Genomic DNA, 26,128 nt, shown 5'->3' on the forward strand with positions numbered 1-26,128 from the left:
AGGAGAGAGGCATATGACAAAAGGTGTACAGGGGTTAAAGAAAAGCATCATTGCTGTAGTGACCGGATTTACAGTGGCAGCAGGAATTCTTTCCGGTGGAATAACAGGCCGCCTTGGTGGAGGACAGCAGGTACAGGCGGCAGAGGTTGCTTGTACAACTTATACAGGAGATAATATCGAAGATCAAAACTATGAGTATAGTCAGTGGGCAAAGCCGATCCGATCATATCTTACATATGAGAATGGAACTTATATGCGGGTACAGGCTGGGGCTGATGCCAACGGTTATGTCGTTGAATATTTTGATTCGTCTTTTACGATCACCGGACGGAAGATTGTTCCGCAGGAACTTCCTTTATTTGGTGGATTTTATGAGATGAATGGGAATTATTATATTCTTTCCGGTCAGACCAATAAGAACGAGTCGGATAGTGTAGAAGTGTATCGTATCACAAAATATACAAAGGACTGGAACCGGGTAGCTTCCTGTGGACTGTATGGTGCAAATACGACAGTCCCGTTTGATGCCGGCTCTGCAAGAATGGCAGCCTATGGAAATTATCTGATGATTCGTACGTCTCATGAAATGTATGCTATTGATGGAGTAAATCATCAGGCCAATGTAACGATTCAAGTAGATACATCTACTATGAAGATCACAGATTCATTTACAAAAGTTATGAATATAAATTATGGCTATGTCAGTCATTCATTTAACCAGTTTATTCAGATGGAGAATGGTAAGATCGTTGCGGTTGATCATGGAGATGCAAATCCAAGATCTATCGTTCTGGTAAGGTATCCATCAGTAGTTACATCCAGCGGCTTCACCAGGGGCATTTCTTATTCTTCTGCATGCAAAGCAACAGACATTGTGGCATTTGAGGGAACGAAGGGTGCGAATTATACGGGAGCGACGGTTGGTGGATTTGAGATATCGGACACTGCATATCTGACTGCCGGAAGCGTTGATATTGACAGTACTGCCAAATATTCAGCAGGTCAGGATATATTTGTAGGTGTTGTATCTAAGAGTACAGATGCAGTGACAGTAAATAAGATAACCAATTATACAGCAGGACAGGGTACGACTGACACACCGCAATTTGTGAAGATTGGAACAAACAGTTATATGCTGTTATGGCATAGAGGTTCTTCTGTATACTATACTAAGATTGATGGAAACGGAAATCAGGTTGGAGCTATCTATAGTCTGGCCGGCGATCTGTCAGACTGCGTTCCTGTTCTTGCGGGAGATAAGTTGGTCTGGTATACATGGAAAAATGAAATATTGCAGTTCTATCAGATCAACATAAATGATCTGTCAGACTATACAGTAAAAAATGTTGTGTTAGGGCATAGCTATCAGGTGAGTGCTACAAATGCATCAGATGCATCAGTGGTATTAACATGTTCAAAATGTGGTCAGTCGCATACGGAATATGTTGTTAAGTCTTTTGCCGTTTACTGGTATGGATCTGCAGATAATGGTTATTATTATACCAATTATGAGTCTAGATATGATACAGGTACGAAGCTCAAGTTCCTGTTAAGAAATCAGACCTATTCATCTGAATCTGATTCCACCAATCAGAATAGCGAGATGGTATGGGAATCTTCAGATACAAGTATCGCAACAGTCAGTAATCTGACAGATGAAAGTGGAACCGTTAATATGCTTAAACCGGGTATTGTGAAGATCAGCATTTATCCAAAGTATAATCCTTCCTGTAAGAAAGCTACTACATTCCGCATCGGTAAGGAAGGCGAAGTGAGTCTGGATGACTGCCAGATATCTTTATCACAGGATCAATATGTATATGATGGTTCCAGTAAGAAACCTGTGGTAACAGTAGCATATAAAGGACAGGATCTGATACAAAATACAGATTATACAGTAACTTATACGAATGATACAGGTGTAGGAGATGCTGTTGTAACTGTAACAGGCAAGGGAATCTTTGCAGGGTCAAAAAATCTGAATTATATAATTGAGGCAATAGATATCGGATCATATAAACTGGAAATTCAGCCGGATTCCTATATTTATGATGGCACAGAGAAAGAACCGGAAGTCAAAGTTGTTATATCGGAGACAACAGGAAACAAATATTATTTGGATGCATCAAATTATACTGTTAAATATGAAAACAATAAAAATGCCGGTACAGCAAATGTAACCGTAACCGGAACAGGCAACTATAGTGGTGAATTAAAAGGAACATTTATAATATCACAAAAGGATATTACAGGCGCAAATGTTACAATCCCGCAAGAAAGCTATGAATATACGGGTACAGAGATAAAACCGGAAGTGACTGTAACACTTTCAGATGGAACCGGATTGATATTTGGAACAGACTATACTGTATCTTATGAGGATAATACAGACATAGGAACTGCAACTGTAAATGTAATCGGTCGGGGAAATTATACAGGTAAGGCAAATGGTTCATTTGGCATAGGAGCAGACATAAAGGATGCAGAAATAGTCTTAAGTATGGATCAGTATATTTATAGTGGCAGGAGGAATACACCAAAGGCGACAGTTGTATTTGCTGGAAAAACTCTGGTAGAGAATGTGGATTATACTATTTCTTATGAAGATTGTATTGATGCCGGAACGGCGCGAGTAGTTGTATCCGGAAAAGGAAACTATGGCGGTACGGCAGAGAAGACATTTGAGATTGCACGAAAAGGTATTACAGGTGCAAATGTCACGATTCCACAGGAATGCTATGAGTACATAAGTAAGGAGATCAGGCCAGAGGCAACCGTGACGCTTTCAGACGGAACAGTATTAAAAAATGCTATAGAGTATATAGTTGATTATACAGATAATATTGAGGTAGGAACTGCGACTATAACAGTAACAGGAACCGGCAACTATATTGGTTATGTAACAAAGACATTTACCATAATAGAAGCAAAGAAAGATGACGGAAGTGAGACAAAACCGGGCGACGGAAGTGAGACAAAGCCGGGAGACGGAAGTGAGACCAAGCCGGGAGACGGAAGTGAGACGAAACCGGGAGACGGAAGTGAGACCAAACCGGGAGACGGAAGTGAGACCAAGCCGGGCGACGGCGGTAAGACGGAGCCGGTTGATGTACCTGCAATAATCACGGTAAATAAGACAACTATTTCCAAGGTGGAAAACAAAGCAACAGGTGTCAAACTTACATGGAAGAAGGTTTCTGATGCTACCGGTTATGTTGTTTATCGTAAAAATTCAGGTTCTAAGTCATGGAAAAAGATTAAGATAGTAAAGGGCGCTTCGAAGACTACTTATACAGATTCAACAGTGAAGTCAAAGCATGGCACAGTTTATAGTTATAGAATAGAATCTTATAAATCTGTGAACGGACAGACGGCAAAGGCGGTTAGTAAAGAAAAGAAGATCCTTCGTCTGACTGCACCAACTAAGTTAAAGATTGCGAACCAGAAGGGAAGAAAGCTTTCAGTAACGTGGAAAAAGCAGAAGAAGATTTCCGGTTATCAAATTCAGTATTCTACCGGCAAGACTTTTGCAAAAGGGACAAAGATGACAAATATAGTTAAATCTTCCGATAAAGCAGTAATTAAGAAATTGAAAAAGGGAAAGACATATTATGTCAGAATACGTTCTTATCAGAAGTCAGGTTCGAAAAAGACATATTCTGCATGGAGCAGTTATACTAAGGTCAAAATAAAAAAATAATATGTGAAAAATCGGGGCGCATCAGATAGAAGTGGTGTACCCCGGTTTTGATAGAAATGTGGAGGATGAATTATTATGAAAAGAAGACATTATATTCTGGCAGCTGGCTTGTGTGTATTTGCAAGTCTGTGTGGTTGTGGAAAAAAGGAACAAAAGACAGAATCATCAACAGAAGAGGAGAATGTAACTGTCATTGTGCTAGATAATGACAAAGTGACTCTTACATATACAGGATATGACAAGGAAGCTGATGGTATGATGTTTACTGTTTCCAATAAGACGGGTGATCCTGTTAATATTTATTTTGGGGATGTAGCAATTAACGGAGAGACGATACAGCCATTGTTTGGTCCTGAACTGGAAGCAAATGCAACAGAAGAAGATGTGTGTATGATTGAGTGTGATAAAGCAGTTTCCGTATTGAATGGTATACTTTTTATTGATAACGATGCGGGAGAAACAGTTGGACATTATGAGGTTAAGGATGTTCCTTTATCTGGTAAGGCAGAAGCTTCGGGTGATCAGAGCTTTACATTAAAGGATGGTGCAGTTCAGGTGTTTGATAATGATAAGATTACCATTGCATATACAGGTATAGAGACTGACGGAGAGGGTGAGGATGCAGAGACTTGCCTGGCATTTGAAATCTATAATAAGACAGATGAATTAATTCAGGCAACATTTGACACTATCCTTGTAAATGGAACGGACGAAGAACCATCCTATATGACAGAGGCTCTTGGGCATACATATGGAAAGCTTCTGTGTGATGTAACAGATCCGGCAAGTATAAAAGAGTTAACCGCAAGCGTATCTATCTATACGGCAGAGGATGAGCTGATTGACAGTTATTCCATCGAAAAAGCAGCTTTAAAATAAAATGGTCAGATTTTTAATCTGATTTTAATCTTTCTCCTATTTTAGATTAATTCGTGGTTGGTATAGTAATACCATCAGCTGAGGAGAGAATAGAGAAAGAAGGAAAAAGATATGGATAATTTAGAAAAAGTAGAAAAGTTAAGAGAAAAAACAGGTGTCAGCTATGAGGAAGCCAAGGAGGCATTAGAAGCAAATAATTATGATGTGCTGGATGCGATCATTTATTTGGAAAAGAAAGGTAAGGTAAAAGCACCGGAAGTAACCGATTACACGACGGAACAGGCACAGCAGACATCAACAGAATTCGAACAGGCACAGCAGGAATATACCAGAGACTGCAATAAAAAGACCTTTGGTCAGATGATGGATCAGTTCTTTTCCTGGTGTGGAAGACTTTTGAAGAAAAGCGTTGATTCCAAGTTCATCATAGAAAGACGTGGCAGCACTATGGTGAATGTACCTGTTCTGGTATTGATACTTGCGATTATCTTCGCATTCTGGATCACGATCCCGTTATTAGTGGTCGGTTTATTCTGTGAATGCAGATACCATTTTGCAGGAATCGACAATATCAATGTAGACCTGAACAGTGCCTGCGACAAGGTTGCGGATACGGTAGAAACTATTAAGACAGACATTAACAAGAACTAATGTGAGAGATTAATTTACAATACACAGATTTATTTTAAGGGACATGAAACGAAAATACATTGTCCATGTTCTGATATACTATTATGCAGCAAGCCTTTGCGAATGTCGGTACTTAGCGATCCACGGAGTGGAGCGGTTAGAACCGCTACATGAGCAACAGAGCGAGAGCGTCTTGCGGAATAATAGTATGTCAGAATATGGACATAGGTACTCAAGATACTCCCTTAAAATAAATCGTCACAACAAGGAGTAGAGATGAGCCGGAAGATTTTGATTGTAGAGGATGAAGAAAAGATTGCCAGATTTGTAGAGCTGGAATTGGTTCATGAAGGCTATGAAGTAATAAAGGCATTTGACGGGCGGACAGGTCTGGATCTGGCACTATCAGAACATGCTGACCTGATCGTGCTGGATGTTATGCTTCCAAGGCTAAATGGTCTGGAGGTCCTTCGCCGTATTCGTAAAGAAGGAAATAATGTTCCGATCCTGCTGCTTACTGCAAGGGATGCGGTAATGGACAAGGTGTCCGGGCTGGATGCGGGAGCGGATGATTACATTACGAAGCCATTTGCGATCGAAGAACTTCTGGCTCGTATCCGTGTAGCGCTGAAGCGGAAAAGCACCGACCGGCAGGAGACACATAAGCTAGAGATCCATGGGGTCAGCCTGGATACCGACCGGCATGAGGTTATGGTGGCGGGAGAACCGGTGGAGCTTACCAATCGGGAATTTGAGCTGCTGCATACTCTGATGGAGAATAAGAATATCGTCATGGATCGGGAAAAGCTGATGAATATTGTCTGTGGTTATGAGTATGTCGGTGAGACAAATATCATAGATGTATATATCCGGTATCTGCGTACGAAGATCGATGACCGGTTCGGTATCAAGCTGATCACAACGGTACGAGGCGTAGGCTATGTGATCAGGGAATCATAGGAAGGTGTAACGGGATAGAGTATACGGTCTGATGATAAGGGTAGATGCAGAAACAAGAGCAAGATTGAAAGAATGTATAAGAAAAGGTATCACGGATGAATGAAAATAAGAGGATGACCTCGATCGCCAGAAAAATAAATATCAGCTTCTGGCTGAAGGAAGTAGGCAATGTAATAGGAATCAATATTATCATTGCCTTTCTTATTATGGGAACCTGGATGTACTGGTGTACCACAAAGCTTCCGGATCAGGTAACAGGTGAGCATTATTATTTTAATGTCAATCAAGAAAAGCATACACTGGAATATGTGATCGATGGAAATGACCGGAAATCATATGCATATGATTTCCGGGATGTAAGGGATCTGGTAGCTGTACCGGGAATCATACTGTTATCGGCAGAAGGATTTGTGTTGTTCTTTGCGTTATTCCGGACTTCTGTTGTCAGAAGAAAGCTGAAGCCGTTAAATGATCTGGCGGTAAAGGCAGAACAGATCAGTAAGATGTCATTTGAGCAAAATGGTATGGAGGATCAGAAGAAACGTTCCGATAAGAAGTCTGCAAAGACATTTGACCAGAATCAGATGGATCATCTGGAACAGGCAATATCACATATTTCTCCGGATGATGCCGAACAGGGAGTCCATACCGGAGACAAGGAATTGAAAAGTATTGAGATCGCGTTGAATAACCTGCTTCGGAATATGAAGGAAAACGAAAGGCGGCAGGTACGGTTTGTATCGGATGCATCACATGAGCTTCGGACACCTATTGCTGTGATCCAGGGATACGTGAATATGCTGGATCGATGGGGAAAAGAGGATGAAAAGGTTCTGACAGAATCCATCGAAGCCCTTAAGAATGAGTCCCAGCACATGAAGGAGCTGGTAGAACAGCTTCTGTTCCTTGCGCGGGGTGACAGCGGAAGAAATACTCTGAATAAAGTGAAACTGGATCTGAATCAGATGGTCAGTGAGGTCTGGGAGGAATCCCAGATGATCGATGAGAAGCACCGCTATCTGTTTCGTGGAACAGATCCTGCATATATGACAGGTGATATAGCCATGATCAAACAGTCCATCCGGATCTTTGTACAGAATGCGGCAAAGTATTCTTCGGATGGTGCGGATATTACATTAGGAGTTATGCTGGAATCCGGTTATGTCAGTTATATGATTCAGGATGAGGGCATCGGAATGGAGTCGTCAGATGTCGTTCATATCTTTGAACGATTCTACCGATCGGACGAAGCGAGAAACAGCGAGACCGGCGGTTCCGGCCTGGGACTTTCCATAGCCAAATGGATCGTCGATGCTCACTCCGGCACGATCCAGGTCGTATCCCGTCCGGAGATCGGCACCCGATTTATTGTCCGTTTCCCGATGTGTGAGTAAACAAGAGGTTGTTGATGATTCTTGTGTTATTTATAGTTGTGATATTTTGGCTCTGCTGGTATGGATATATACATAAGACATCAGTGAAGTTTTCGTTGTGAGGTTTGCACTAGCTGTCAGCACCAAGCCCATGTCTGAACCCGTAAGGGTGAGTTTGGGCGACTGCTGGCAATAAGCGTGCAAATCCGAGCAGAAAACGGAACGGTCTTTGTATATGTCCATACCAGCAGAGCCAAAATATCATGGCAAAAAGTAGAGGTTGAACAACAACAACCTCTTTAGCGGAAAGGTCTGGTGCGGAATTCGTTAAAGACCATGAAGATGGCGACCGCTCCGGCAAGTCCATCGGCGATAGGGCCGGAATACATAATGCCATCAATACCCATAAAAAGCGGCAGAATAATTAATAATGGAAGAAGGAACAGGATCTGTCTGGTTAATGACAGGAATGTTCCTTTTTTCGGTTTGCCGATCGATGTAAAGAAGTTCGAAGTGATCGGCTGCATAAAGTTTATAAACGTAAAGAACAGAAAAATACGAAAATAGCTGATCGAAAACTGGAAGTAGCTTTCGGAGCCATTTCCGAAAATGGATATGATCTGCCTTGGCACAAACTGGAATAATAGAAACGCAATGAGCGCGATCACAAATCCACAGGTAGAGGCGAACAGATAGGCAGACTTTACCCGTTTGTATTTTCCTGCACCGTAGTTATAGCTGGTGATTGGCTGTAAGCCTTGTGATATACCGATAATCAGAGATAGAAATACCTGATTTACTTTTGTGATAATTCCGGCACAGGCGATAGGGATTGCTTCGCCATAGATGGAAAGGGAGCCATAGTATTTGAGAGATTTGTTCATAATGATCTGTACGATCATCATGGCAAGCTGATTGCTGCAAGGAGCAGTACCAAGGGATGTGACTCTCGCTATGATCGGTCTACTGATGCGGAGATGTTCTTTTCTTATCGTTACAGTCTTACAGTGGGATAAAAACCAGATGACAAGACCGGCGGATATTACCTGACCGATAACGGTTGCGATGGCTGCGCCTGTCATACCCATCTGAAGAACGGATACAAACAGAGCATCTAAGATGGTGTTGATTACGGCTCCGGTAAGGTTACAGATCATGCTAATCTTTGGTCTGCCATCTGCGCGGATCAGATGACCGCTTCCGGTCGTGAGGATCAGAAAAGGAAATCCAATCGCAACAATGCCTGTGTAAGTTTTTGCATAGGAAAGTACATTGTCGGGAGATCCAAAGAAACGGAGCAGAGGCTCTAAGAACAGCAGGGTGATCGTAGTTAAAATCACACCACAGCCAAAGAGCATGACAGCGGAATTGCCGATATAATAAACTGCTTTTTCCTTTTCTCCTTTTCCCATAGCCAGATTAAAAGCAGATGCGCCGCCGATGCCGAACAGCAGAGCGATCGCGATACAGGATATGGAAAGTGGAAATGAAATATTGGTTGCGGCATTTCCGAGTTCACCGACATTTCGCCCAATGAAAAACTGGTCAACAATGTTATAAAGAGAGCTGACCAGCATGGCTACTATACTTGGAATAGCAAATTGCATTAATAATTTTTTTACGGGTTGAGTGCCGAGAGGATTTTCATTCGTTGTCTGTGTATTCATGTGAGTTGTCCTTGTTTACAGTTTCTTGCGGGTGTAGGTCGTGCGGGTAAATATAATGTCGTCACCACCGGATTCGCCAGTTGTAATATCGAATTCATCTGCATTGAATTCTGGGAAGAAGACATCTCCGTCTTCAACGACAGTATCAACTTCTGTGATATACATCGTATCAACCAGTGGAAGTGCCTCTTTGAACAGCCCATATCCACCGGAGATATAGACATTTCCCTCTTTTACAGCATCAAGAGCTTCCTGTAAGGAATGAACGGTAAGCAGGTTTTCACCGGAGTAATTGGCAGTATTTGACACAACGATATTCATTCGGTTCGGGAGAGGATGTCCGATCTCTTCATATGACTTACGTCCCATAACCACAGTATTCCCTGTTGTCAGTTCTTTAAATTGTTTCTGTTCTCCTTTGATCCGCCATGGGATCTGGCCGTTTTTTCCGATTACATTATTTTTTGAACGTGCGACGATTAATCCTATCATAGTATGGGTTCCTTTCTCAGATGTCATATTTATTTTTCAGCATACCTGATCTTACGAAAATCAGCAAGTGGATTGCTGGTTTAAGCATGCCAGTTGTTGTTTCAGATATTCATATCTTAAACGTTTTTCTTCTTTTGCAAAATGTACTTCACGGAACTGCTCAGGATTGTTCTTATAAGAAAGAGTCTCATCACCAAACTGTTCACTGGTCAGGTCAAATATATGACCGTTGACATTGTTATAGCAATGATAGTTTCCGCCGGGACGCAGGATGCCATACACCTTGCCGCCAAAGATGTCCTGAACCAGAAATGCTGTGATAGAACACTGCCCCAAGGTTTTATTCTCCGGTGTCCAGCCATCACGTAGTCTTGGTGCGCAAGTATCAGCGCACCAGATATCAGATAATCTGTCATACAGATCCTGTGGTGTATGGATTCCTTTATACTTGTTTGTTATGGCAGGAACGGTTGCCTGTTTCCAACCATAGAAGTTGTAGGTCTTCATTTTCAAATATCTCCTCATTTGCTATTGAATGAAATGTGTTGCTTTTGTTTGGATTTATAAATGATATTTATAGTATACGTTTCAGTTTGCAGTTCTCGATTCCTGCACTCCAGAATTCTGACAGCGGGATCCCTTTGACCTGACAGATGATACTGGAATTCATAGCTCCATGTCCGACAATCAGGACATCCTTTCCTTCGTCTAATTGTGGTTTTACAACCGCTTTTAGGAATTCTCCTGTTCTCGCAAATAGCTGTTTAAAGCTTTCTCCACCATCCTTTGGAACTTTATAGTTTGCCGGATCAAGAAAGAGATCTTTTATTGGACAGCCGGGAGTAGTTATGCAGTTTGCGGTTCCTTCATAGCTGCCAAAACTCATTTCTTTTAACCGGTCGTCCGTTATGATCGGAATGTTCCGCCCTTTTAATACGATCTCGGCTGTTTCCTTTGCTCGGATAAGGGGAGAGCAGTAGCAGATATCAAAATGGATATCGGCATATTCTGTTCTGGCATGCTCCGCCATCTGGCGTCCTTCTTCATTTAATGGAATGTCTGTCCGACCTTGTAGTTTCCGCATGGCATTCCAGTCTGTTTTTCCATGTCGCATGATGTATAACATTGTTGTATCTCCTATAGATATAATTTTTTATCTTCCGAATGTCTGACAAGCATCCAATTCTCTTTCCTCAAATATCTTTTTAATATGTCTCGATATAGTTGATTTATCCCTTTGAAACAGTTCTGCCATCTGGTCAAGTGATAACCAGACTGTATCATTTCCAAATTTCTCATATTTTCTCGTTGCTCTTATCTTTCACCATGTTTTCCGTTTTAATATAGTATGCCAACAGCCTAAGGACATAATCTGGAGCATTACACATTCCTCTTTCCTACGCTGTCTTTGCACTTCGTGCACGCCAATCGTGGACAGCTATCGCATGGTCAGTGCTAATGCTTCTCTGCGTCGCTAACGCTCCTTGACAAGGTTCAAGGAGGTTCTGCTCTCGCTTCGCTCGCCAGAACAACTGCGTTTCTAAGTTCAGACTTCGTGCGTTGCACTTGTCTTCTCTAAGAGAACGCAAGTTTCAGCAGTAGCCCGCATCCAATCGAACTTCGTTTTTAACTCGTTCTCTTGGGCGTGCCTTGCATGGTCCTCCGTAATCTGCTCTCACTTCGCTATGCTCGTGACAGCAGAACTACGGACTCAACGTGCCCGGTGTGGCCAAACTGGTCGACGACAGCGACTTTTTCGAGGTGGTAGCCGGCGGGAGTGAGGATGGCGATGTCACGGGCAAGGGTTGCGGGATCGCAGCTTACATAGACAAGCCGTTTTGGATTCATCCGGATCAGGGTGTCAAGGAGTACCTTGTCACAGCCTTTTCTTGGTGGATCGACAACGACGACATCTGCATGGGAACCATCGCCGCCTTTTTCGTAAATGGCAGGAACGACTTCCTCCGCTTTTCCGGTAAAGAATTCGACGTTGTGGATATCGTTAAGTTCCGCATTTTTACGGGCATCCAGGATTGCCTGAGGAACGATCTCCACACCGTATACCTGTTTTGCTTTCTGAGCAAGAAACAGGGAGATGGTTCCGATGCCGCAGTACATATCCCAGACGGTTTCCTCGCCGTTCAGATCTGCATATTCCAATGCTTTTTCATAAAGTACCTTAGTCTGCACAGGGTTTACCTGATAGAAGGACAGAGGTGAAATCCGGTATTTTACATTGCCGATATAATCTGTGATGTATGGACTGCCCCACAGTGTTTTGCAGGTTGGTCCAAGAATCTTATTTGTTTTTTCTGTATTGATGTTCAGGCAGATTGAAGTCATTCCGGAAATTTTTGTCAGACGGGAGATGAGTTCATCTGCATGAGGTAGTTTTTTTCCATTTACGATGAGACAGACCATAACTTCGCCGGTTGTAAACCCAACACGAGTCAGAATATGACGTACCAGACCCTGTCCGGTTGTTTCGTTATAAGTGGAAATGTTATATTCCGTGAGAAATGCACGGATGATCGGCAGAATCTGATCATTTACTTCTGCACCGATCGCACAGGTATCGGAATCGATGATCGAATGGGTTCTGCCGGCATAGAAGCCGATCACGATATTGCCGTTTTTGTCTCTGCCAACCGGAAACTGTGCTTTATTTCGATAGTGGTATGGTTCTTTCATACCATAGATTGGTTCCATCAGAGTATCGGGATTCTCAATCTTGCCGATCCGGCGCAGACATTCTCTTACTTTATTCCATTTGTATTCCAACTGCTTCTCATAGGAAATGTGCTGAAGACTGCATCCACCACAGCTCTTTGCGACTGGGCAGACCGGAGTTACGCGGTAAGGGGATGGTGTGATCAGGCGAACCAGCCGTCCGTAGGCGATCGATTTTTTTGCTTTCATGATCGAGATCTCGGCTACGTCACCGATCACTGTATCTTTGACAAATACAGTGATATTCTGCACGTTATTTCCATCTTCGGATGAAGCTTTCGTGGAAATGTCTGTGCCTGTTTTGTTATTTGCTACATCAGAAAGAGAGAGATGGCCGATGCCTTCTCCCTCATTTCCCATGTCCGTTATTTCTATTGTATATATACTGTTCTTTTTAAGTTCCATAAAATAAATATCGTATCCTTTATTTTGTAGATCTGCGGATATTACTTTCTATCATTTTATTGTAACCAAGCCAGCCGGTCTCGTCCTTGCTGTCTAATGCTTCCATGAATGTCTGGATCTTGGCATCTGTATTATCGGCAAATGATAATGCAAGTGCTTCGATCAGGGCAGGCTTCTTTGGAGAGCCGTATTCCAGTTCGCCGTGGTGGGAGAGGATACAGTGCTCCAGTTCGTTTGCTTCCTTTGCAGGAAATTCCGGAACAGAATCACGAATCTTGTCGCGGATCATCATAGTACCCATTACGATGTGACCAAGTAACTGACCGGAATCTGTGTAATCATTTTCCGGGAATGTTGAAAGCTCATAGACCTTGCCGATGTCATGAAGCATGGCAGCAGTCAGGAGCAGGTCACGATTTAAGATCGGGTAGTATGTAGTGTAGTAGTCACACATGCTGGTAACTGCCAGAGTGTGCTCTAACAGACCGCCGACAAATCCATGATGAATGGATTTGGCAGCCGAATGCTTTTTGAATTCTTTTGCAAGAGCTTTGTCCTCTACAAAGAAGCTTTCCAGAAGCTTTTTGTAGTAAGGTTTTTCGATCGTTGCGATAATGCCAAGCAGCTTGTCAAACATTTCATCGACATTTTTCTTCGTGCATGGCATATAGTCGTTGATATCGTATTCCCCTTCTTCAGCGATACGGATCTTCTTAATTGTCAACTGGAGAGTGTTGTTAAATGAGGTAACCTGACCGTCAACCTTAACATAGTTCATGGATTCAAAATGCCCAATTCCGCTGTTCAGTTCCCAGATCTTACCATCCATTGTTCCGCTGGCATCTACCAGCTGCAGAGAATAGTAGGATTTACCTGATTTTGTCTTTCCTGTGATCTTGTTTTTGCAGAGGTAAACCTCTGAAACCATTTCGCCTTCGCGAAGCTCGTGTATATATCTCATAATGTAAGCCTTCCTGTTATTTTGTTCCGAAAATTCTGTCGCCGGCATCACCGAGACCCGGGCAGATGTAAGCATTTTCATTTAAGCATCTGTCAAGCTGACCAACATAGATCTGGATGTCCGGGTGATCCTTTTGAAGTCTTTCCAGACCTTCAGGAGCAGCGATGATACACATGAATTTGATATTCTTGCCGCCGTGCTGTTTGATAAATGAAACAGCTTCGGAACCGGAACCGCCGGTTGCTAACATTGGATCAACAACAAGGATTGTTCTCTGCTCGATCGGATCCGGCAGTTTACAGTAATACTCATGCGGCTCGTGTGTCTTCGGGTCTCTGTAGAGCCCAATGTGTCCAACCTTTGCTGATGGAACCAGAGCAAGGATGCCGCTTACCATGCCAAGACCGGCACGGAGGATCGGTACAACTGCCATCTTTTTGCCTGCGATCATAGGAGATTTGCAGGTTTCGATCGGAGTCTTGATCTCTACATCTTCTGTAGGCAGATCACGAAGTGCTTCGTAGCCCATAAGCATAGCGATTTCTTCTACAAGTGTACGGAATTCATTTGTTCCGGTGTTCTCGTTTCTTAACATTGATATTTTGTGTTTGATCAAAGGATGATTCATAATTGTGACATTACTCATATCGGTAACCCCTTTTCGTAAAATTTTTAACTGTGTATAATTCTACCATAAGACAACAGGAAATTAAACCCTGCGATACCGGAAAAATCAACGGAAATCATTTCAGACAGACATAAAAAATCATCGACCGCGCCAACAGAACAGTTTTTAGAATGATCAGGAAAAACTGTCGGTCGGCAGGACCGATGATTTTGTAAAATATAATATTAATCGTTGTAGTCCGGCAGATCGTTATAGTACATTTTGATCGCATTTGTGCTCTTTTCCAGAACTGCCATTGTCGATGGAAGAGGAACCGCGATCAGATCGTCGAATTCAAATTCACCAAGCTCCGGTCGGATCTCATATCCAAGATTTCGTTCGTTGATCGAGAAATCAGCTTGAAACTGGTAATTGTTCCCTCTGGCGTCCAAGCGGATCCATTTCTTGACATCCGGTTCAAATACTGCATTCAGTGCATGAAGTGCCAGCTTGTTATCATATGTGAATCGTTTGATCCTCTGGTAGCAGAATCCGGTGTAAATACCATTTGCACGCATCAGTGCGGCTAACAGATTTGCCTTTGAATAGCTGATACCGGTTTTCTTTTCCAGAACATCTGATGCAGAGATCGTGATCGTGGAATCTTTGGCGTCCCAGGTGTGATCAATTTCATCTCTGACAAAATAATATATGGTTTCTATTTTTTCGTAAACAGATCTGCAGTTTTTGGTAAGATCCATAGCCTTCTCCATAACCATGGGATTGTCGAAATCGACATATTTATCATACTGTAGATATGCTGCATCCCTATTTCTCTGTATTAGCTTCATGTTTACCTCCCAAAAGTATTACAAGTAAGATAAATGACAGAGGACCAATCTCTGAAACTCCAGCTATTTGTCGCTGGTTACTTGAAATATGTAGAACTTCAGATAATATGATTCATCTGCAGCCCACAGAATCGGATGATCAGGAGCCTGAGTACGGAATTCAACCTGTCTCAGTCGTTTGTGAGAGTTGGAAGCAGCCTGCCCGATGGTTTTTGTAAAGAGTTCATAGTCCATGAAATGGGAGCATGAACAGGTGGCAAGAAAGCCGCCATCTTTAACGAGCTTCATGGCTCTCAGATTTATTTCCCGATAACCTTTTACAGCGTTTTTAATTGAGTTGCGTGATTTTGTAAATGCAGGTGGATCCAGAATTACAACGTCGAATTTCTCGCCCTGTTCTTCCAGTTCAGGGAGCAGATCAAAGACATCTTTACAGATAAATGTAACCGAATCCTCCAGATGGTTCAGCTTTGCATTTTCCTGTGCCTGTTTGACCGCAAGTGCGGAAGCATCTACACCCAGTACGCTTGTGGCACCGGCAATTCCGGCGTTCAGCGCAAAAGAGCCTGTGTGTGTGAAACAGTCAAGAACTTTTGCATCCTTACAAAGACGCTGGATCGCAAGTCGGTTGTATTTCTGGTCAAGAAAGAAGCCGGTCTTCTGACCGTCTTTTACGTCAACAATATAGTGTACGCCATTTTCAATAATTTCCACGTTCGTGTCGAATTCATCCCCAATGAATCCCTTGAATGGCTGCATCCCTTCATTTATTCTAACTTTAGCATCGCTACGCTCATAAACACCTTTGATTATTATACCATCTGATTTAAGGACATTTTTAAAATATTTATTAACAAATTTTTAACTCTGTCAATTCCAAGTGCAAGTGACTCAACGACCAGCACATCTTCAAATTTGTCAATCACAATACCGGGCAGGAAGTCTGCCTCGCCAAATACGATACGGCAGCTGCTTGTATCTACGGTTTTCTTACGATAATCCCATGCTGCCTGCAGACGCATGCGGAAGAAATCTTCATTGATCTCGGTATCGACGTGACGTGTCAGCATACGGACAGTGATCTTGGAATTCGTATTGATAAATCCCTTTCCCATCGGATATCCGTCAAAGTCTTTTACAATGATGATATCTCCGTTTTCAAAACTCCCCATGATGGTATCTATTTCATTGTCATAAATCCAGGCGCCGCCGGCTTTGATGGTTCTGCCCTCGCCCTTCTTTAATGTTACGATTGCGCTCATGTTACACCTCGTTCATTTTTTGATAAATCATAGTATATCATGGATGGCATGTTTTTTAAATCCGCTTTGCGGATGCAACAGTGGGAAGCAGAAGGTTCTTACAGAATAAAGAACAAATATTCGATTTGCTCTGTACTTTTTTTAAATGGAATGATATATTAGACAGAGAACAATAATAAGAATATTGATTGTATTTAGATAGATATATCAGGAGAACATAATGGATCATTTCAAATTAGTATCAGAATATCAGCCGACCGGTGATCAGCCGCAGGCGATCAAAGAGCTGGTGGATGGATTTAAAGAGGGAAATCAGTTTGAAACCCTGTTAGGTGTAACCGGTTCCGGTAAGACATTTACCATGGCAAATGTAATAGCACAACTGAATAAACCGACGCTGGTGCTTGCGCACAACAAAACGCTGGCGGCACAGTTATATTCGGAAATGAAGGAATTTTTTCCGGAAAATGCGGTAGAATATTTTGTTTCTTATTATGATTATTACCAGCCGGAAGCATATGTGGCATCGACTGATACTTATATAGCGAAGGATTCTGCGATCAACGATGATATTGACAAGATGCGTCACAGTGCAACAGCGGCCTTGATCGACAGAAAAGATGTTGTGGTCGTATCCTCGGTATCCTGTATTTACGGTATCGGTGATCCGGATGAATACCGGGAGCAGATGCTGTCGCTCCGTGTCGGAATGATCAAGGATCGGGATATGGTGATCGATGAACTGACGGATATCCAGTATGTCAGAAATGATATGGATTTCCACCGTGGAACATTCCGTGTACACGGGGATGTGCTGGAGATCCTTCCGGTATCGACATTTGAAGATGCTGTGCGTGTTGAATTCTTTGGTGATGAGATCGACCGTATCTGTGAATTTGATCCGTTGACTGGGGAGATCAGGCGCAGCCTGAATTTTACCTGTATCTTTCCTGCTTCTCATTATGTTGTCGGACATGAGAAGCTGGAACGTGCACTTACAAAGATCGAAGCGGAATTGGCTGAACGGGTACAGTATTTTAAGGAAAATGATAAGCTGATCGAAGCGCAGCGGATTGAAGAACGGACAAATTTTGATATAGAGATGATGCGGGAGACAGGCTTCTGCTCCGGTATCGAGAATTATTCAGGACCATTATCCGGCAGAGAATCCGGGGAGACTCCGAGCACATTGCTGGATTTCTTCGGTGATGATTTCCTGTTGATCATAGATGAGTCGCATATGACGATTCCGCAGGTCGGAGGAATGTATGCAGGTGATCGTTCCAGAAAACAGAATCTGGTGGATTATGGATTCCGTCTGCCATCCGCATTGGACAACCGTCCGTTAAACTTTGAAGAATTTGAATCGAAGTTAGATCAGGTATTATTTGTATCGGCGACACCATCCAAATATGAAGCAGAACATGAGCTGCTCCGGGCCGAGCAGATCATTCGACCGACCGGATTGCTGGATCCACCGGTGGATGTCCGTCCGGTAGAAGGACAGATCGACGACCTGATGTCAGAGATATTGAAAGAGACAGAACAGGGACACAAGGTTCTGGTTACAACACTTACAAAACGTATGGCAGAGGATCTGACAGATTTCCTGCGTGAGAATGGCATTAAGGTCAAATATCTTCATTCTGATATTGATACAATGGAGCGTGTAGAGATCGTGCGTGATCTCAGAATGGGTGTATTTGACGTATTAGTTGGTATCAACCTCCTTCGTGAGGGACTTGATATTCCGGAGATCACACTGGTGGCTATCCTGGATGCAGATAAAGAGGGCTTCCTGCGTTCGGAGACTTCATTGATCCAGACGATCGGACGTGCTGCGAGAAATTCAGAAGGTCATGTTATCATGTATGCAGATATGATGACAGACTCCATGAAACGTGCGATCTCGGAGACAAATCGTCGTCGAAAGATTCAGGATGCTTATAATAAGGAACATGGGATCATACCGAAGACGATCCAGAAGAGTATCCGTGATCTTATTACAAATGAAGTCACAGAAGATAAACCGGTTGTGGATGCAGAGAAAGATATTGAATCCATGACAAAGAAAGAGCTGAAAGCAATGATCGATAAGCTGACAAAGAAGATGAACATGGCAGCCGCCGACCTGAACTTTGAAATGGCAGCGATCGTCCGTGATGAGCTGAAAAAATATAAAGAAGCTTTACGAGATTATGATAAGTAGAAAATACAATACAGATCATGCTGTCGTACTAATTGAAAGTGTATAAACATGTATGATCATATTATTATTTGTTTGAATATTAGTTGTTAAACTAATATGAAAGATATCATTACTATTATGAAGTAAGCCTTATCCGAGGCCGGTACTTAAGTTGCGTTTTTTGCAACTTTATGTACCGCTGCACGAGGATACGAGCGGAAGCGTCTTACGGAATAATATGTAATGTATCTTTCATATTGTATAAAAGTAATAATAAATATAATGATCATACATGTTTATAAGATTCAAATAAAATGAGCAGAAAGAAGGTCAACCGAAATGGGTGATATTAAGTATATTACGATTAAAGGTGCAAAAGAACATAACCTGAAGAATATAGATGTGAAGATTCCGAGAGATAAATTTGTCGTTGTGACAGGTCTGTCCGGTTCGGGCAAATCCTCACTGGCATTTGATACGATCTATGCCGAAGGTCAGCGACGCTATATGGAGTCCTTATCTTCCTATGCAAGACAGTTCCTTGGACAGGCAGAGAAGCCGGATGTCGAGAAGATCGAGGGCCTGTCGCCTGCGATATCGATCGATCAGAAATCGACAAATAAGAATCCGAGATCCACAGTCGGAACAGTAACGGAGATCTATGATTATTTCCGTCTGTTATATGCAAGAGCAGGAATCCCACACTGTCCGAAATGTGGAAAAGTGATCAGCAAACAGAGCGTGGATCAGATGGTAGACGATATCATGCAATTGCCGGAACGGACAAAATTCATGGTACTCGCACCGGTTATAAGAGGCAGAAAAGGGGAACATGTGAAGCTGTTGGAGAAGGCGGCAAAGAGCGGTTTTGTCCGTGCGATCATTGATGGCAGTATGTATGAGTTATCCGAGGAGATCAAGCTGGATAAGAATAAGAAGCATAATATTGATATTGTTGTGGATCGTCTGGTCGTTCGTCCTGATATGGAACGAAGACTGACAGATTCTGTAGAGACAACTCTGCGGATGGCAGAAGGTCTGATGAAGATTGAGGTTATAAATACAGATGGAGAAAATGAAATCTTGAATTTCTCTGACAGCTTTTCCTGCCCGGATTGTGGAATCAGCATTGATGAGATCGAGCCCAGAAGCTTTTCATTCAACAATCCATTTGGCGCATGTCCATGTTGTGCCGGTCTGGGATTTAAGATGGAATTTGATCCGGATCTGATGATCCCGGATACCAAGCTGTCGATCAATGAAGGGGCAATTGTTGTGCTGGGCTGGCAGTCCTGTAATGATGGAAAGAGTTTCACAAATGCAGTACTTCGTGCATTGGCAGAGGAATATCATTTCTCACTGGACACACCATTTCAGGATTACAGTGATGAGATCAAAGATCTGTTATTATATGGCAAGAACAGCCGTCCGGTAAAGGTTCACTATAAAGGACAGCGTGGAGAAGGCGTCTATGATATTACATTTGAAGGACTGATCAAGAATGTCCAGCGAAGATATCGGGAGACCGGAGGTGAGACGACCAAGGCCGAGTATGAGACTTTTATGACGATCACGCCATGTGAAGAATGTAAAGGAAAACGTCTGAAACCGACAGCACTGGCTGTTACGATCGCCGATAAGAATATTGATGATCTGACCAGAATGTCGATCGAGGATCTTACAAACTTTATGGATAATATTAAGTTGACAGACCGGCAGATGCTGATCGGCGGGGCAGTTTTAAAGGAGATCCGGGCGAGACTGCATTTTCTGATCGATGTAGGCCTTGATTATCTGGCACTTTATCGTTCTACAGGCACATTGTCCGGTGGAGAGGCACAGCGAATCCGTCTGGCGACACAGATCGGTTCCGGGCTTGTGGGAGTTGCTTATATTCTGGATGAACCAAGTATTGGTCTGCATCAGAGAGATAATGATAAGCTGATCGGAGCATTGGAGCATTTGCGTGATCTTGGAAATACTCTGATTGTGGTAGAGCATGATGAAGATACGATGCGTGCAGCAGATTATATTATAGATATCGGTCCGGGAGCCGGTGAAAATGGTGGTTATGTTGTTGCGGAAGGTACAGCAGAGGAGATCATGAAAAATGAGAACTCGATTACCGGTGATTATTTAAGCGGAAGAAAAAAGATTCCGGTACCGGAGGTACGAAGAAAGCCAACGGGCTGGCTGACCGTTCAGAATGCGTATGAGAACAACCTGAAGCATATTGATGTGAATATACCACTGGGTATTATGGTATGCGTGACTGGTGTATCCGGTTCGGGAAAGAGCTCACTTGTAAATGAGATCTTATATAAGAAGCTGGCGAGAAGACTGAACAAGAGCCGTATCAAACCGGGACATCATGATCACATCGTGGGTTACGATGCACTCGATAAGGTGATCAATATCGATCAGTCACCAATCGGAAGAAGCCCGAGATCGAACCCGGCAACCTATACAGGTGTATTTGACATGATCCGTGATCTGTTTGCAAATACAAAGGATGCCAAGGCAAGAGGATATAAGAAGGGAAGATTTTCATTCAATGTATCGGGTGGACGATGCGAAGCCTGCCGTGGTGATGGTATCATCAAGATCGAGATGCATTTCCTGCCGGATGTCTATGTTCCTTGTGAGGTATGCGGCGGCAAGCGGTACAATCGTGAGACACTGGAAGTAAAATATAAAGGTAAGAGCATTTATGATGTTCTGGATATGACTGTGGATGAAGCCTGCGAGTTCTTTGCAAATGTTCCAAGCATTCTGCGAAAGATCGAAACGTTAAAGGATGTTGGCCTGGGCTATATCCGTCTGGGACAGCCATCTACCACTTTATCCGGAGGAGAGGCACAGAGAGTAAAGCTTGCGACGGAGCTTGCCAGACGTGGAACCGGAAAGACGATCTACATTCTGGATGAACCGACGACCGGACTTCATTTCGCCGATGTTCATCGTCTGGTGGATATTCTTCGCAGACTTAGTGACAGTGGAAATACCGTAGTTGTTATCGAGCATAATCTGGATGTTATAAAGACTGCCGATTATATCATCGACATGGGACCGGAAGGCGGTGTTCGCGGTGGAACAGTGATCGCACAGGGAACACCGGAGGAGATCGCAGAATGTGAGAATTCATATACCGGACAATATCTGAAGCGGTATTTATAAAGTGTGAAGATAGAGAATACAATTAAGCTCTTATATAGATATCAGTTTTATAGAATGTGTAGAATTGATATAGAGGAATTAGAGATATAGAAATTTGGAAACATAAGGAATTAGCAACATGAGGAATGATAAGATCATTGGCGCATTGATCGGCCTTGTAGGTGCGGCCGGTAATTCCGGCTGGACAGAGAAAACAGATCAGACGATCGCAAGTGCGTTATTACAGGAAGACAATGATGAGACAATAGAGGAAATACACCGGGAGAAATACCGACTTTCTCCCGGGTGTTCCACCTGTACGGCTCCATGCGGGAATACATCTGATTATGATATGAGCTGTTTCTGGAATGGCAGCCTGGAAGAACAGAAGCGTAAGCATGACATAATCAATGAATTACAGCAGGTGGCAGAACAGTATAACAGCGGAAATCTTAAGAGATTACCTGAGGTCTGTTTCCGTGCACTTGCATGCTTTTCCTATGGCATGGACGAAGCTGCATACGAGTCTTTAATGAGCGACTTCCATAATATAGCCGAAACTGTTTAAGAGTAGAACTGCAGATAGAGTTACAGTTATATCTTAGCGTTTATGTTCTATATAGATTTGCTTTTCAGGTAGCCAAGGCTGACAAATAACACTACGACTTCAACGATCGGCATAACAAACCACAGGCTGGATGCACCCAGACACAATGGAAATACAAGGATACAGATACTGCTTAAGATGATATTTCGGAGCAGTGAGATGCACAGGGATTGTGCAGATCGCAGTATCGCCTGTAAATAGTAAGAAGTCAGCAGGTTAATGCCAAATGGCAGGAATGCAAAAAAGTAGGTTCGTATACCCAGATTTGCAATATCAGTCAGTGTTGGATTCATTTTAATAAAAATACGACAGACCGCAGTCGGGAATAAGATTCCACTAAGCGAGAAGATGGCACCCATTATAAGGATAGTGGTATATGCCATCTTTTTTATTCCTTTGATTCGGACCCCATTTCCTGCACCATAATTAGTAGAGATAACAGGCTGGATCGACTGACCGACTCCGGTAAACAGGGAGTTGAACAGGATTACACAGTTTGAGATCACGCTGTAGATCGAGAGTGCATTTTCACCGCAGTATTTCAGGATCTGGATATTAAACAGCAGTACGATGAATCCATTTGCAAATTCATTGAAAAAACTTGGGATACCACCGACAATAATATGACGGATACTGGGAATCGTGTGAATCGGTCGGATGAAATGAAGACCGTTTTTGCGTGAGAAAAAGTGTGAGCCACCGACAATTACCTGGATAGTCATACCGAGAACGGAAGCGAATGCGGCACCGCCCATTCCCATATGCATAGGAAATACAAAAATGATATCCAGTGCGATATTTACGACGCCGCCAAGCAGAACTCCCGCCATTGCACGGTTTGGATCATTGTCGGCACGGATAAAGATTGCTACATAATTTGAAAATACAGCAACCGGAAGGAAAATGTTGATATAACGCATGTAGGACATGGCGTATGGGAATAAGGTGTCATTTGCTCCCATCAGATGAAGCAGCTTAGGCATGCAGGTGGCATAGATCAGCCATAATAGGGTAGTAACAGCCGTAATCAGGAAAAAAGAGATTGTAAAATAACGATTGGATTTCTGATGATTACCACTTCCCCTGTGAACACTCATCTGTACAGAGCCGCCGACACCAAACAGGATTCCGGTTGACATCAGGATGCAGAGAAGTGGTGTTGTAATACTTAGGGCAGCAAGAGCATCTGCGCCGACACCTTTTCCAATGACGATCGCATCTGTCAGTGTATAAATAGACATAACCATGGCACTTCCAAGTGATGGTATCAGAAATTTGAAGTATAATTTTTTCAGATTGTCTTTTAATAAATCCATTATAAGTCCTCCTATGCTGTGCTGTTCACAAAAAAAGAGCCAGATAAGATAATCTTATCTGGCTCATAACATTCATGTCCATCCGGGAATCCTGAATAACATTCAGAACACCTTGCAAGGTATATCATATATACCGTCCGATTCGTGCCTATTATACCAAGTTGATAGAAAATGTCAATCAATTTTATGGCATTTTTTGTATGCGGGTGTTATAATAGCATCCGCAAAAAACACAGTGAGGTAGGAATAAATGAATTTTATTAAGAAAAACTGGATAGGAATTCTGGTGTGTTTTATCATAGCAGTTCCTTCATGGTTAATTGGAAAACGGTTTCCGGTTGTCGGCGGACCGATCATTGCGATATTAGCCGGTATGTTGATCGCACTCGTATGGACGGATAAGGGAAAGGCAGAAGCCGGTATCAAATGGACATCAAAGATTGTTTTGCAGACAGCCGTTGTATTATTAGGATTTGGCATGAATCTCGGAGTAATCCTGCAGACAGGAAAACAGTCGCTTCCGATCATTATCTGTACGATCGGTACATCCTTATTGATCGCATGGATCCTTCGAAAGGTGATGAAGGTTCCGGCAAATACTTCGATTCTTGTCGGTGTTGGATCTTCTATCTGTGGTGGTTCCGCAATCGCAGCAACAGCACCGGTTATAGATGCAGATGACGATGAAGTCGCACAGGCTATTTCTGTTATCTTTTTCTTTAACGTGCTTGCGGCTATCTTCTTCCCGATCATAGGAAAAGCAATAGGATTTGATACGGCATCCGGTGATGCATTTGGAATATTTGCGGGAACAGCCATCAATGATACATCTTCTGTAACAGCGGCGGCATCAACATGGGACAGCATGTGGAATCTTGGAAGTGAGACTCTCAATAAGGCAGTAACGGTAAAACTGACCAGAACACTGGCAATTATACCGATCACATTAGTGCTTGCGGCAGTTCGTGCAAGACAGGCGGCAAAGACAGAGCAGAAGACAAATGGATTCAGCTTGAAAAAAGCATTTCCTATGTTCATTCTGTATTTTGTGATCGCATCTATAATCACAACGATCTGTATCAGTCTGGGCGTAAATGCGGATGTATTTGCACCGTTAAAGGAGCTGTCCAAATTCTTCATTATCATGGCTATGGCGGCGATCGGGTTAAACAGCAATGTTATTAAGCTGATCAAAACCGGTGGCAAGCCGATTTTGCTAGGTGCATGCTGTTGGATCGGCATTACCTTGGTCAGCCTGCTTATGCAGCATGTTATGGGAATCTGGTAAAAGCATGTAAGAACGCCCTTGGGGCATATATGGCAGAAAACCTGTAACAGCAATATGCCCCATATGGTTTATACAACAGAACACAAGTGGTCTGTGAAATAAATCCATATGGGGCATATTATTGTTATACGATATTCGTATTACGAAAGAAATTAGTCGTTAGCTTTGCCAACTGATCCGAAAAGTTCCATCTTTTCTTTAACAGTAGCCTTGATAGCTTCGAAACCAGGAGCAAGAAGCTTTCTAGGATCAAATCCCTTACCTTCAAGATCCTTACCAGCCTCGATGTACTTTCTTGTAGCATCTGCGAATGATAACTGGCACTCTGTGTTAACATTGATTTTTGAAACGCCAAGTGAGATAGCTTTCTTGATCATGTCAGCAGGGATACCTGTACCACCGTGAAGAACTAATGGCATAGTACCTGTCTTCTGCTGGATAGCATCAAGTGTTTCGAATGAAAGACCCTTCCAGTTTGCTGGGTACTTACCATGGATGTTACCGATACCGGCAGCAAGCATATCTACGCCAAGATCAGCGATGATCTTACACTCTTCTGGATCTGCGCACTCGCCCATACCAATAACACCGTCTTCTTCACCACCGATTGAACCAACTTCACACTCGATAGAAAGACCAAGCTGATGAGCAACATTAACAAGCTCTGTTGACTTAGCAAGGTTCTCTTCGAATGGATAGTGTGAACCATCGAACATGATAGATGTGAATCCGGCCTTAACACACTTGTAGCATCCTTCATATGTTCCGTGATCAAGGTGAAGAGCTACAGGAACTGTAATTCCTAAAGAATCGTGCATAGCCTTAACCATAGCTGCAACTGTTTCAAATCCAGTCATATACTTTCCAGCGCCTTCTGAAACACCAAGGATTACAGGAGACTGAAGTTCCTGAGCTGTAAGAAGAACAGCCTTTGTCCATTCAAGGTTATTGATGTTAAACTGACCAACGGCATATTTTCCAGCCTTAGCCTTTTCCAACATTTCTTTTGCTGAAACTAACATTATAAATTCCTCCATTATAAAAATTATTTTGGGC

19 protein-coding genes and 2 pseudogenes are annotated in these 26,128 nt (G+C 42.8%); 9 read left to right on the forward strand and 12 right to left on the reverse strand.

Going from position 1 to position 26,128, the window contains the following annotated elements; all coding sequences use genetic code 11:
* Window positions 1-13 precede the first annotated feature (13 nt).
* From CLOL250_RS13380 to CLOL250_RS07835, 5 genes are all read left to right on the forward strand, one after another.
* On the forward strand, window positions 14-3,700 hold the full coding sequence (locus tag CLOL250_RS13380; protein WP_008401763.1) for a fibronectin type III domain-containing protein: 3,687 nt from the start codon (window positions 14-16) through the stop codon (window positions 3,698-3,700).
* A gap of 75 nt (window positions 3,701-3,775) precedes the next feature.
* Entirely contained in the window at window positions 3,776-4,579 is an 804-nt protein-coding gene (locus CLOL250_RS07820) for a hypothetical protein (RefSeq protein WP_008401764.1), read from the forward strand.
* 111 nt (window positions 4,580-4,690) lie between these two features.
* Entirely contained in the window at window positions 4,691-5,230 is a 540-nt protein-coding gene (locus tag CLOL250_RS07825) for a DUF4342 domain-containing protein (RefSeq protein ID WP_008401765.1), read from the forward strand.
* Between the two features lie 255 nt (window positions 5,231-5,485).
* Entirely contained in the window at window positions 5,486-6,169 is a 684-nt protein-coding gene (locus tag CLOL250_RS07830) for a response regulator transcription factor (RefSeq protein WP_008401766.1), read from the forward strand.
* A gap of 95 nt (window positions 6,170-6,264) precedes the next feature.
* A complete protein-coding gene (locus tag CLOL250_RS07835) occupies window positions 6,265-7,563 on the forward strand; it encodes a sensor histidine kinase (protein ID WP_008401767.1) in 1,299 nt (432 codons plus the stop codon).
* 278 nt (window positions 7,564-7,841) lie between these two features.
* Here the strand turns inward: CLOL250_RS07835 and CLOL250_RS07840 are convergent, their stop codons facing one another.
* The 10 genes and pseudogenes from CLOL250_RS07840 to CLOL250_RS07880 form a co-directional block, all read right to left on the reverse strand.
* Complete coding sequence (locus CLOL250_RS07840; RefSeq protein WP_008401768.1) at window positions 7,842-9,209, reverse strand: MATE family efflux transporter; 1,368 nt, start codon at window positions 9,207-9,209, stop codon at window positions 7,842-7,844.
* 15 nt (window positions 9,210-9,224) lie between these two features.
* Window positions 9,225-9,701 (reverse strand): dihydrofolate reductase, encoded by a 477-nt coding sequence (locus CLOL250_RS07845; protein ID WP_044945550.1) that lies wholly within the window; start codon window positions 9,699-9,701, stop codon window positions 9,225-9,227.
* Between the two features lie 60 nt (window positions 9,702-9,761).
* Entirely contained in the window at window positions 9,762-10,208 is a 447-nt protein-coding gene (locus tag CLOL250_RS07850) for a YunG family protein (protein ID WP_044945552.1), read from the reverse strand.
* Window positions 10,209-10,275: 67 nt separating this feature from the next.
* Window positions 10,276-10,827 (reverse strand): histidine phosphatase family protein, encoded by a 552-nt coding sequence (locus tag CLOL250_RS07855; RefSeq protein ID WP_008401771.1) that lies wholly within the window; start codon window positions 10,825-10,827, stop codon window positions 10,276-10,278.
* 51 nt (window positions 10,828-10,878) lie between these two features.
* Window positions 10,879-10,986 (reverse strand): annotated as a pseudogene (locus CLOL250_RS14180) (cell filamentation protein Fic); the annotation flags it as partial.
* 398 nt (window positions 10,987-11,384) lie between these two features.
* Window positions 11,385-12,836, reverse strand: coding sequence for a 23S rRNA (uracil(1939)-C(5))-methyltransferase RlmD (gene rlmD, locus CLOL250_RS07860; RefSeq protein WP_008401773.1), 1,452 nt, complete (start codon window positions 12,834-12,836; stop codon window positions 11,385-11,387).
* Window positions 12,837-12,855: 19 nt separating this feature from the next.
* Window positions 12,856-13,797, reverse strand: coding sequence for a 3'-5' exoribonuclease YhaM family protein (locus CLOL250_RS07865; RefSeq protein WP_044945555.1), 942 nt, complete (start codon window positions 13,795-13,797; stop codon window positions 12,856-12,858).
* A gap of 16 nt (window positions 13,798-13,813) precedes the next feature.
* Entirely contained in the window at window positions 13,814-14,443 is a 630-nt protein-coding gene (gene upp, locus CLOL250_RS07870) for a uracil phosphoribosyltransferase (protein ID WP_008401775.1), read from the reverse strand.
* A 206-nt stretch (window positions 14,444-14,649) separates the two neighbouring features.
* A complete protein-coding gene (locus CLOL250_RS07875; RefSeq protein ID WP_008401776.1) occupies window positions 14,650-15,255 on the reverse strand; it encodes a transglutaminase-like domain-containing protein in 606 nt (201 codons plus the stop codon).
* 63 nt (window positions 15,256-15,318) lie between these two features.
* Window positions 15,319-16,517 (reverse strand): annotated as a pseudogene (locus CLOL250_RS07880) (class I SAM-dependent rRNA methyltransferase).
* Between the two features lie 220 nt (window positions 16,518-16,737).
* Here CLOL250_RS07880 and uvrB point away from each other — a divergent pair.
* The 3 genes from uvrB (at window position 16,738) to CLOL250_RS07895 (ending at window position 22,429) form a co-directional block, all read left to right on the forward strand.
* Window positions 16,738-18,726: an excinuclease ABC subunit UvrB gene (gene uvrB / locus CLOL250_RS07885; RefSeq protein ID WP_008401782.1), complete on the forward strand. Its 1,989-nt coding sequence runs from the start codon at window positions 16,738-16,740 to the stop codon at window positions 18,724-18,726.
* Between the two features lie 318 nt (window positions 18,727-19,044).
* Entirely contained in the window at window positions 19,045-21,882 is a 2,838-nt protein-coding gene (gene uvrA / locus CLOL250_RS07890) for an excinuclease ABC subunit UvrA (protein ID WP_008401783.1), read from the forward strand.
* A 118-nt stretch (window positions 21,883-22,000) separates the two neighbouring features.
* Entirely contained in the window at window positions 22,001-22,429 is a 429-nt protein-coding gene (locus CLOL250_RS07895) for a hypothetical protein (protein WP_008401785.1), read from the forward strand.
* A 47-nt stretch (window positions 22,430-22,476) separates the two neighbouring features.
* Here CLOL250_RS07895 and CLOL250_RS07900 read toward each other — a convergent pair whose 3' ends face one another.
* The gene (locus tag CLOL250_RS07900; RefSeq protein ID WP_008401786.1) at window positions 22,477-23,784 is read right to left on the reverse strand and encodes an MATE family efflux transporter; all 1,308 of its coding nucleotides are present in this window, start codon (window positions 23,782-23,784) and stop codon (window positions 22,477-22,479) included.
* A gap of 250 nt (window positions 23,785-24,034) precedes the next feature.
* On the opposite strand from CLOL250_RS07900, the gene CLOL250_RS07905 reads away from it, so the two are divergent.
* Window positions 24,035-25,072: a YeiH family protein gene (locus CLOL250_RS07905; protein WP_008401789.1), complete on the forward strand. Its 1,038-nt coding sequence runs from the start codon at window positions 24,035-24,037 to the stop codon at window positions 25,070-25,072.
* A 152-nt stretch (window positions 25,073-25,224) separates the two neighbouring features.
* Here CLOL250_RS07905 and fba read toward each other — a convergent pair whose 3' ends face one another.
* A complete protein-coding gene (fba, locus tag CLOL250_RS07910; protein ID WP_021944348.1) occupies window positions 25,225-26,094 on the reverse strand; it encodes a class II fructose-1,6-bisphosphate aldolase in 870 nt (289 codons plus the stop codon).
* Between the last annotated feature and the right edge of the window lie 34 nt (window positions 26,095-26,128).

Origin of the sequence: Clostridium sp. L2-50 (assembly GCF_000154245.1) — a bacterium.
Lineage (GTDB): Bacteria > Bacillota > Clostridia > Lachnospirales > Lachnospiraceae > Coprococcus.

What these genes read in the sequence shown, in the direction of transcription:
- CLOL250_RS07850 (WP_044945552.1), bottom strand. Translation starts at nt 10,208, where the DNA reads ATGAAGACCTACAACTTCTATGGTTGGAAACAGGCAACCGTTCCTGCC.
- CLOL250_RS07835 (WP_008401767.1), top strand. Translation starts at nt 6,265, where the DNA reads ATGAATGAAAATAAGAGGATGACCTCGATCGCCAGAAAAATAAATATC.
- upp (WP_008401775.1), bottom strand. Translation starts at nt 14,443, where the DNA reads ATGAGTAATGTCACAATTATGAATCATCCTTTGATCAAACACAAAATA.
- CLOL250_RS07875 (WP_008401776.1), bottom strand. Translation starts at nt 15,255, where the DNA reads ATGAAGCTAATACAGAGAAATAGGGATGCAGCATATCTACAGTATGAT.
- CLOL250_RS07820 (WP_008401764.1), top strand. Translation starts at nt 3,776, where the DNA reads ATGAAAAGAAGACATTATATTCTGGCAGCTGGCTTGTGTGTATTTGCA.
- CLOL250_RS07830 (WP_008401766.1), top strand. Translation starts at nt 5,486, where the DNA reads ATGAGCCGGAAGATTTTGATTGTAGAGGATGAAGAAAAGATTGCCAGA.
- CLOL250_RS07840 (WP_008401768.1), bottom strand. Translation starts at nt 9,209, where the DNA reads ATGAATACACAGACAACGAATGAAAATCCTCTCGGCACTCAACCCGTA.
- CLOL250_RS07905 (WP_008401789.1), top strand. Translation starts at nt 24,035, where the DNA reads ATGAATTTTATTAAGAAAAACTGGATAGGAATTCTGGTGTGTTTTATC.
- CLOL250_RS07900 (WP_008401786.1), bottom strand. Translation starts at nt 23,784, where the DNA reads ATGGATTTATTAAAAGACAATCTGAAAAAATTATACTTCAAATTTCTG.
- CLOL250_RS07895 (WP_008401785.1), top strand. Translation starts at nt 22,001, where the DNA reads ATGAGGAATGATAAGATCATTGGCGCATTGATCGGCCTTGTAGGTGCG.
- CLOL250_RS07855 (WP_008401771.1), bottom strand. Translation starts at nt 10,827, where the DNA reads ATGTTATACATCATGCGACATGGAAAAACAGACTGGAATGCCATGCGG.
- CLOL250_RS07865 (WP_044945555.1), bottom strand. Translation starts at nt 13,797, where the DNA reads ATGAGATATATACACGAGCTTCGCGAAGGCGAAATGGTTTCAGAGGTT.
- fba (WP_021944348.1), bottom strand. Translation starts at nt 26,094, where the DNA reads ATGTTAGTTTCAGCAAAAGAAATGTTGGAAAAGGCTAAGGCTGGAAAA.
- rlmD (WP_008401773.1), bottom strand. Translation starts at nt 12,836, where the DNA reads ATGGAACTTAAAAAGAACAGTATATATACAATAGAAATAACGGACATG.
- CLOL250_RS07825 (WP_008401765.1), top strand. Translation starts at nt 4,691, where the DNA reads ATGGATAATTTAGAAAAAGTAGAAAAGTTAAGAGAAAAAACAGGTGTC.
- uvrB (WP_008401782.1), top strand. Translation starts at nt 16,738, where the DNA reads ATGGATCATTTCAAATTAGTATCAGAATATCAGCCGACCGGTGATCAG.
- CLOL250_RS07845 (WP_044945550.1), bottom strand. Translation starts at nt 9,701, where the DNA reads ATGATAGGATTAATCGTCGCACGTTCAAAAAATAATGTAATCGGAAAA.
- uvrA (WP_008401783.1), top strand. Translation starts at nt 19,045, where the DNA reads ATGGGTGATATTAAGTATATTACGATTAAAGGTGCAAAAGAACATAAC.
- CLOL250_RS13380 (WP_008401763.1), top strand. Translation starts at nt 14, where the DNA reads ATGACAAAAGGTGTACAGGGGTTAAAGAAAAGCATCATTGCTGTAGTG.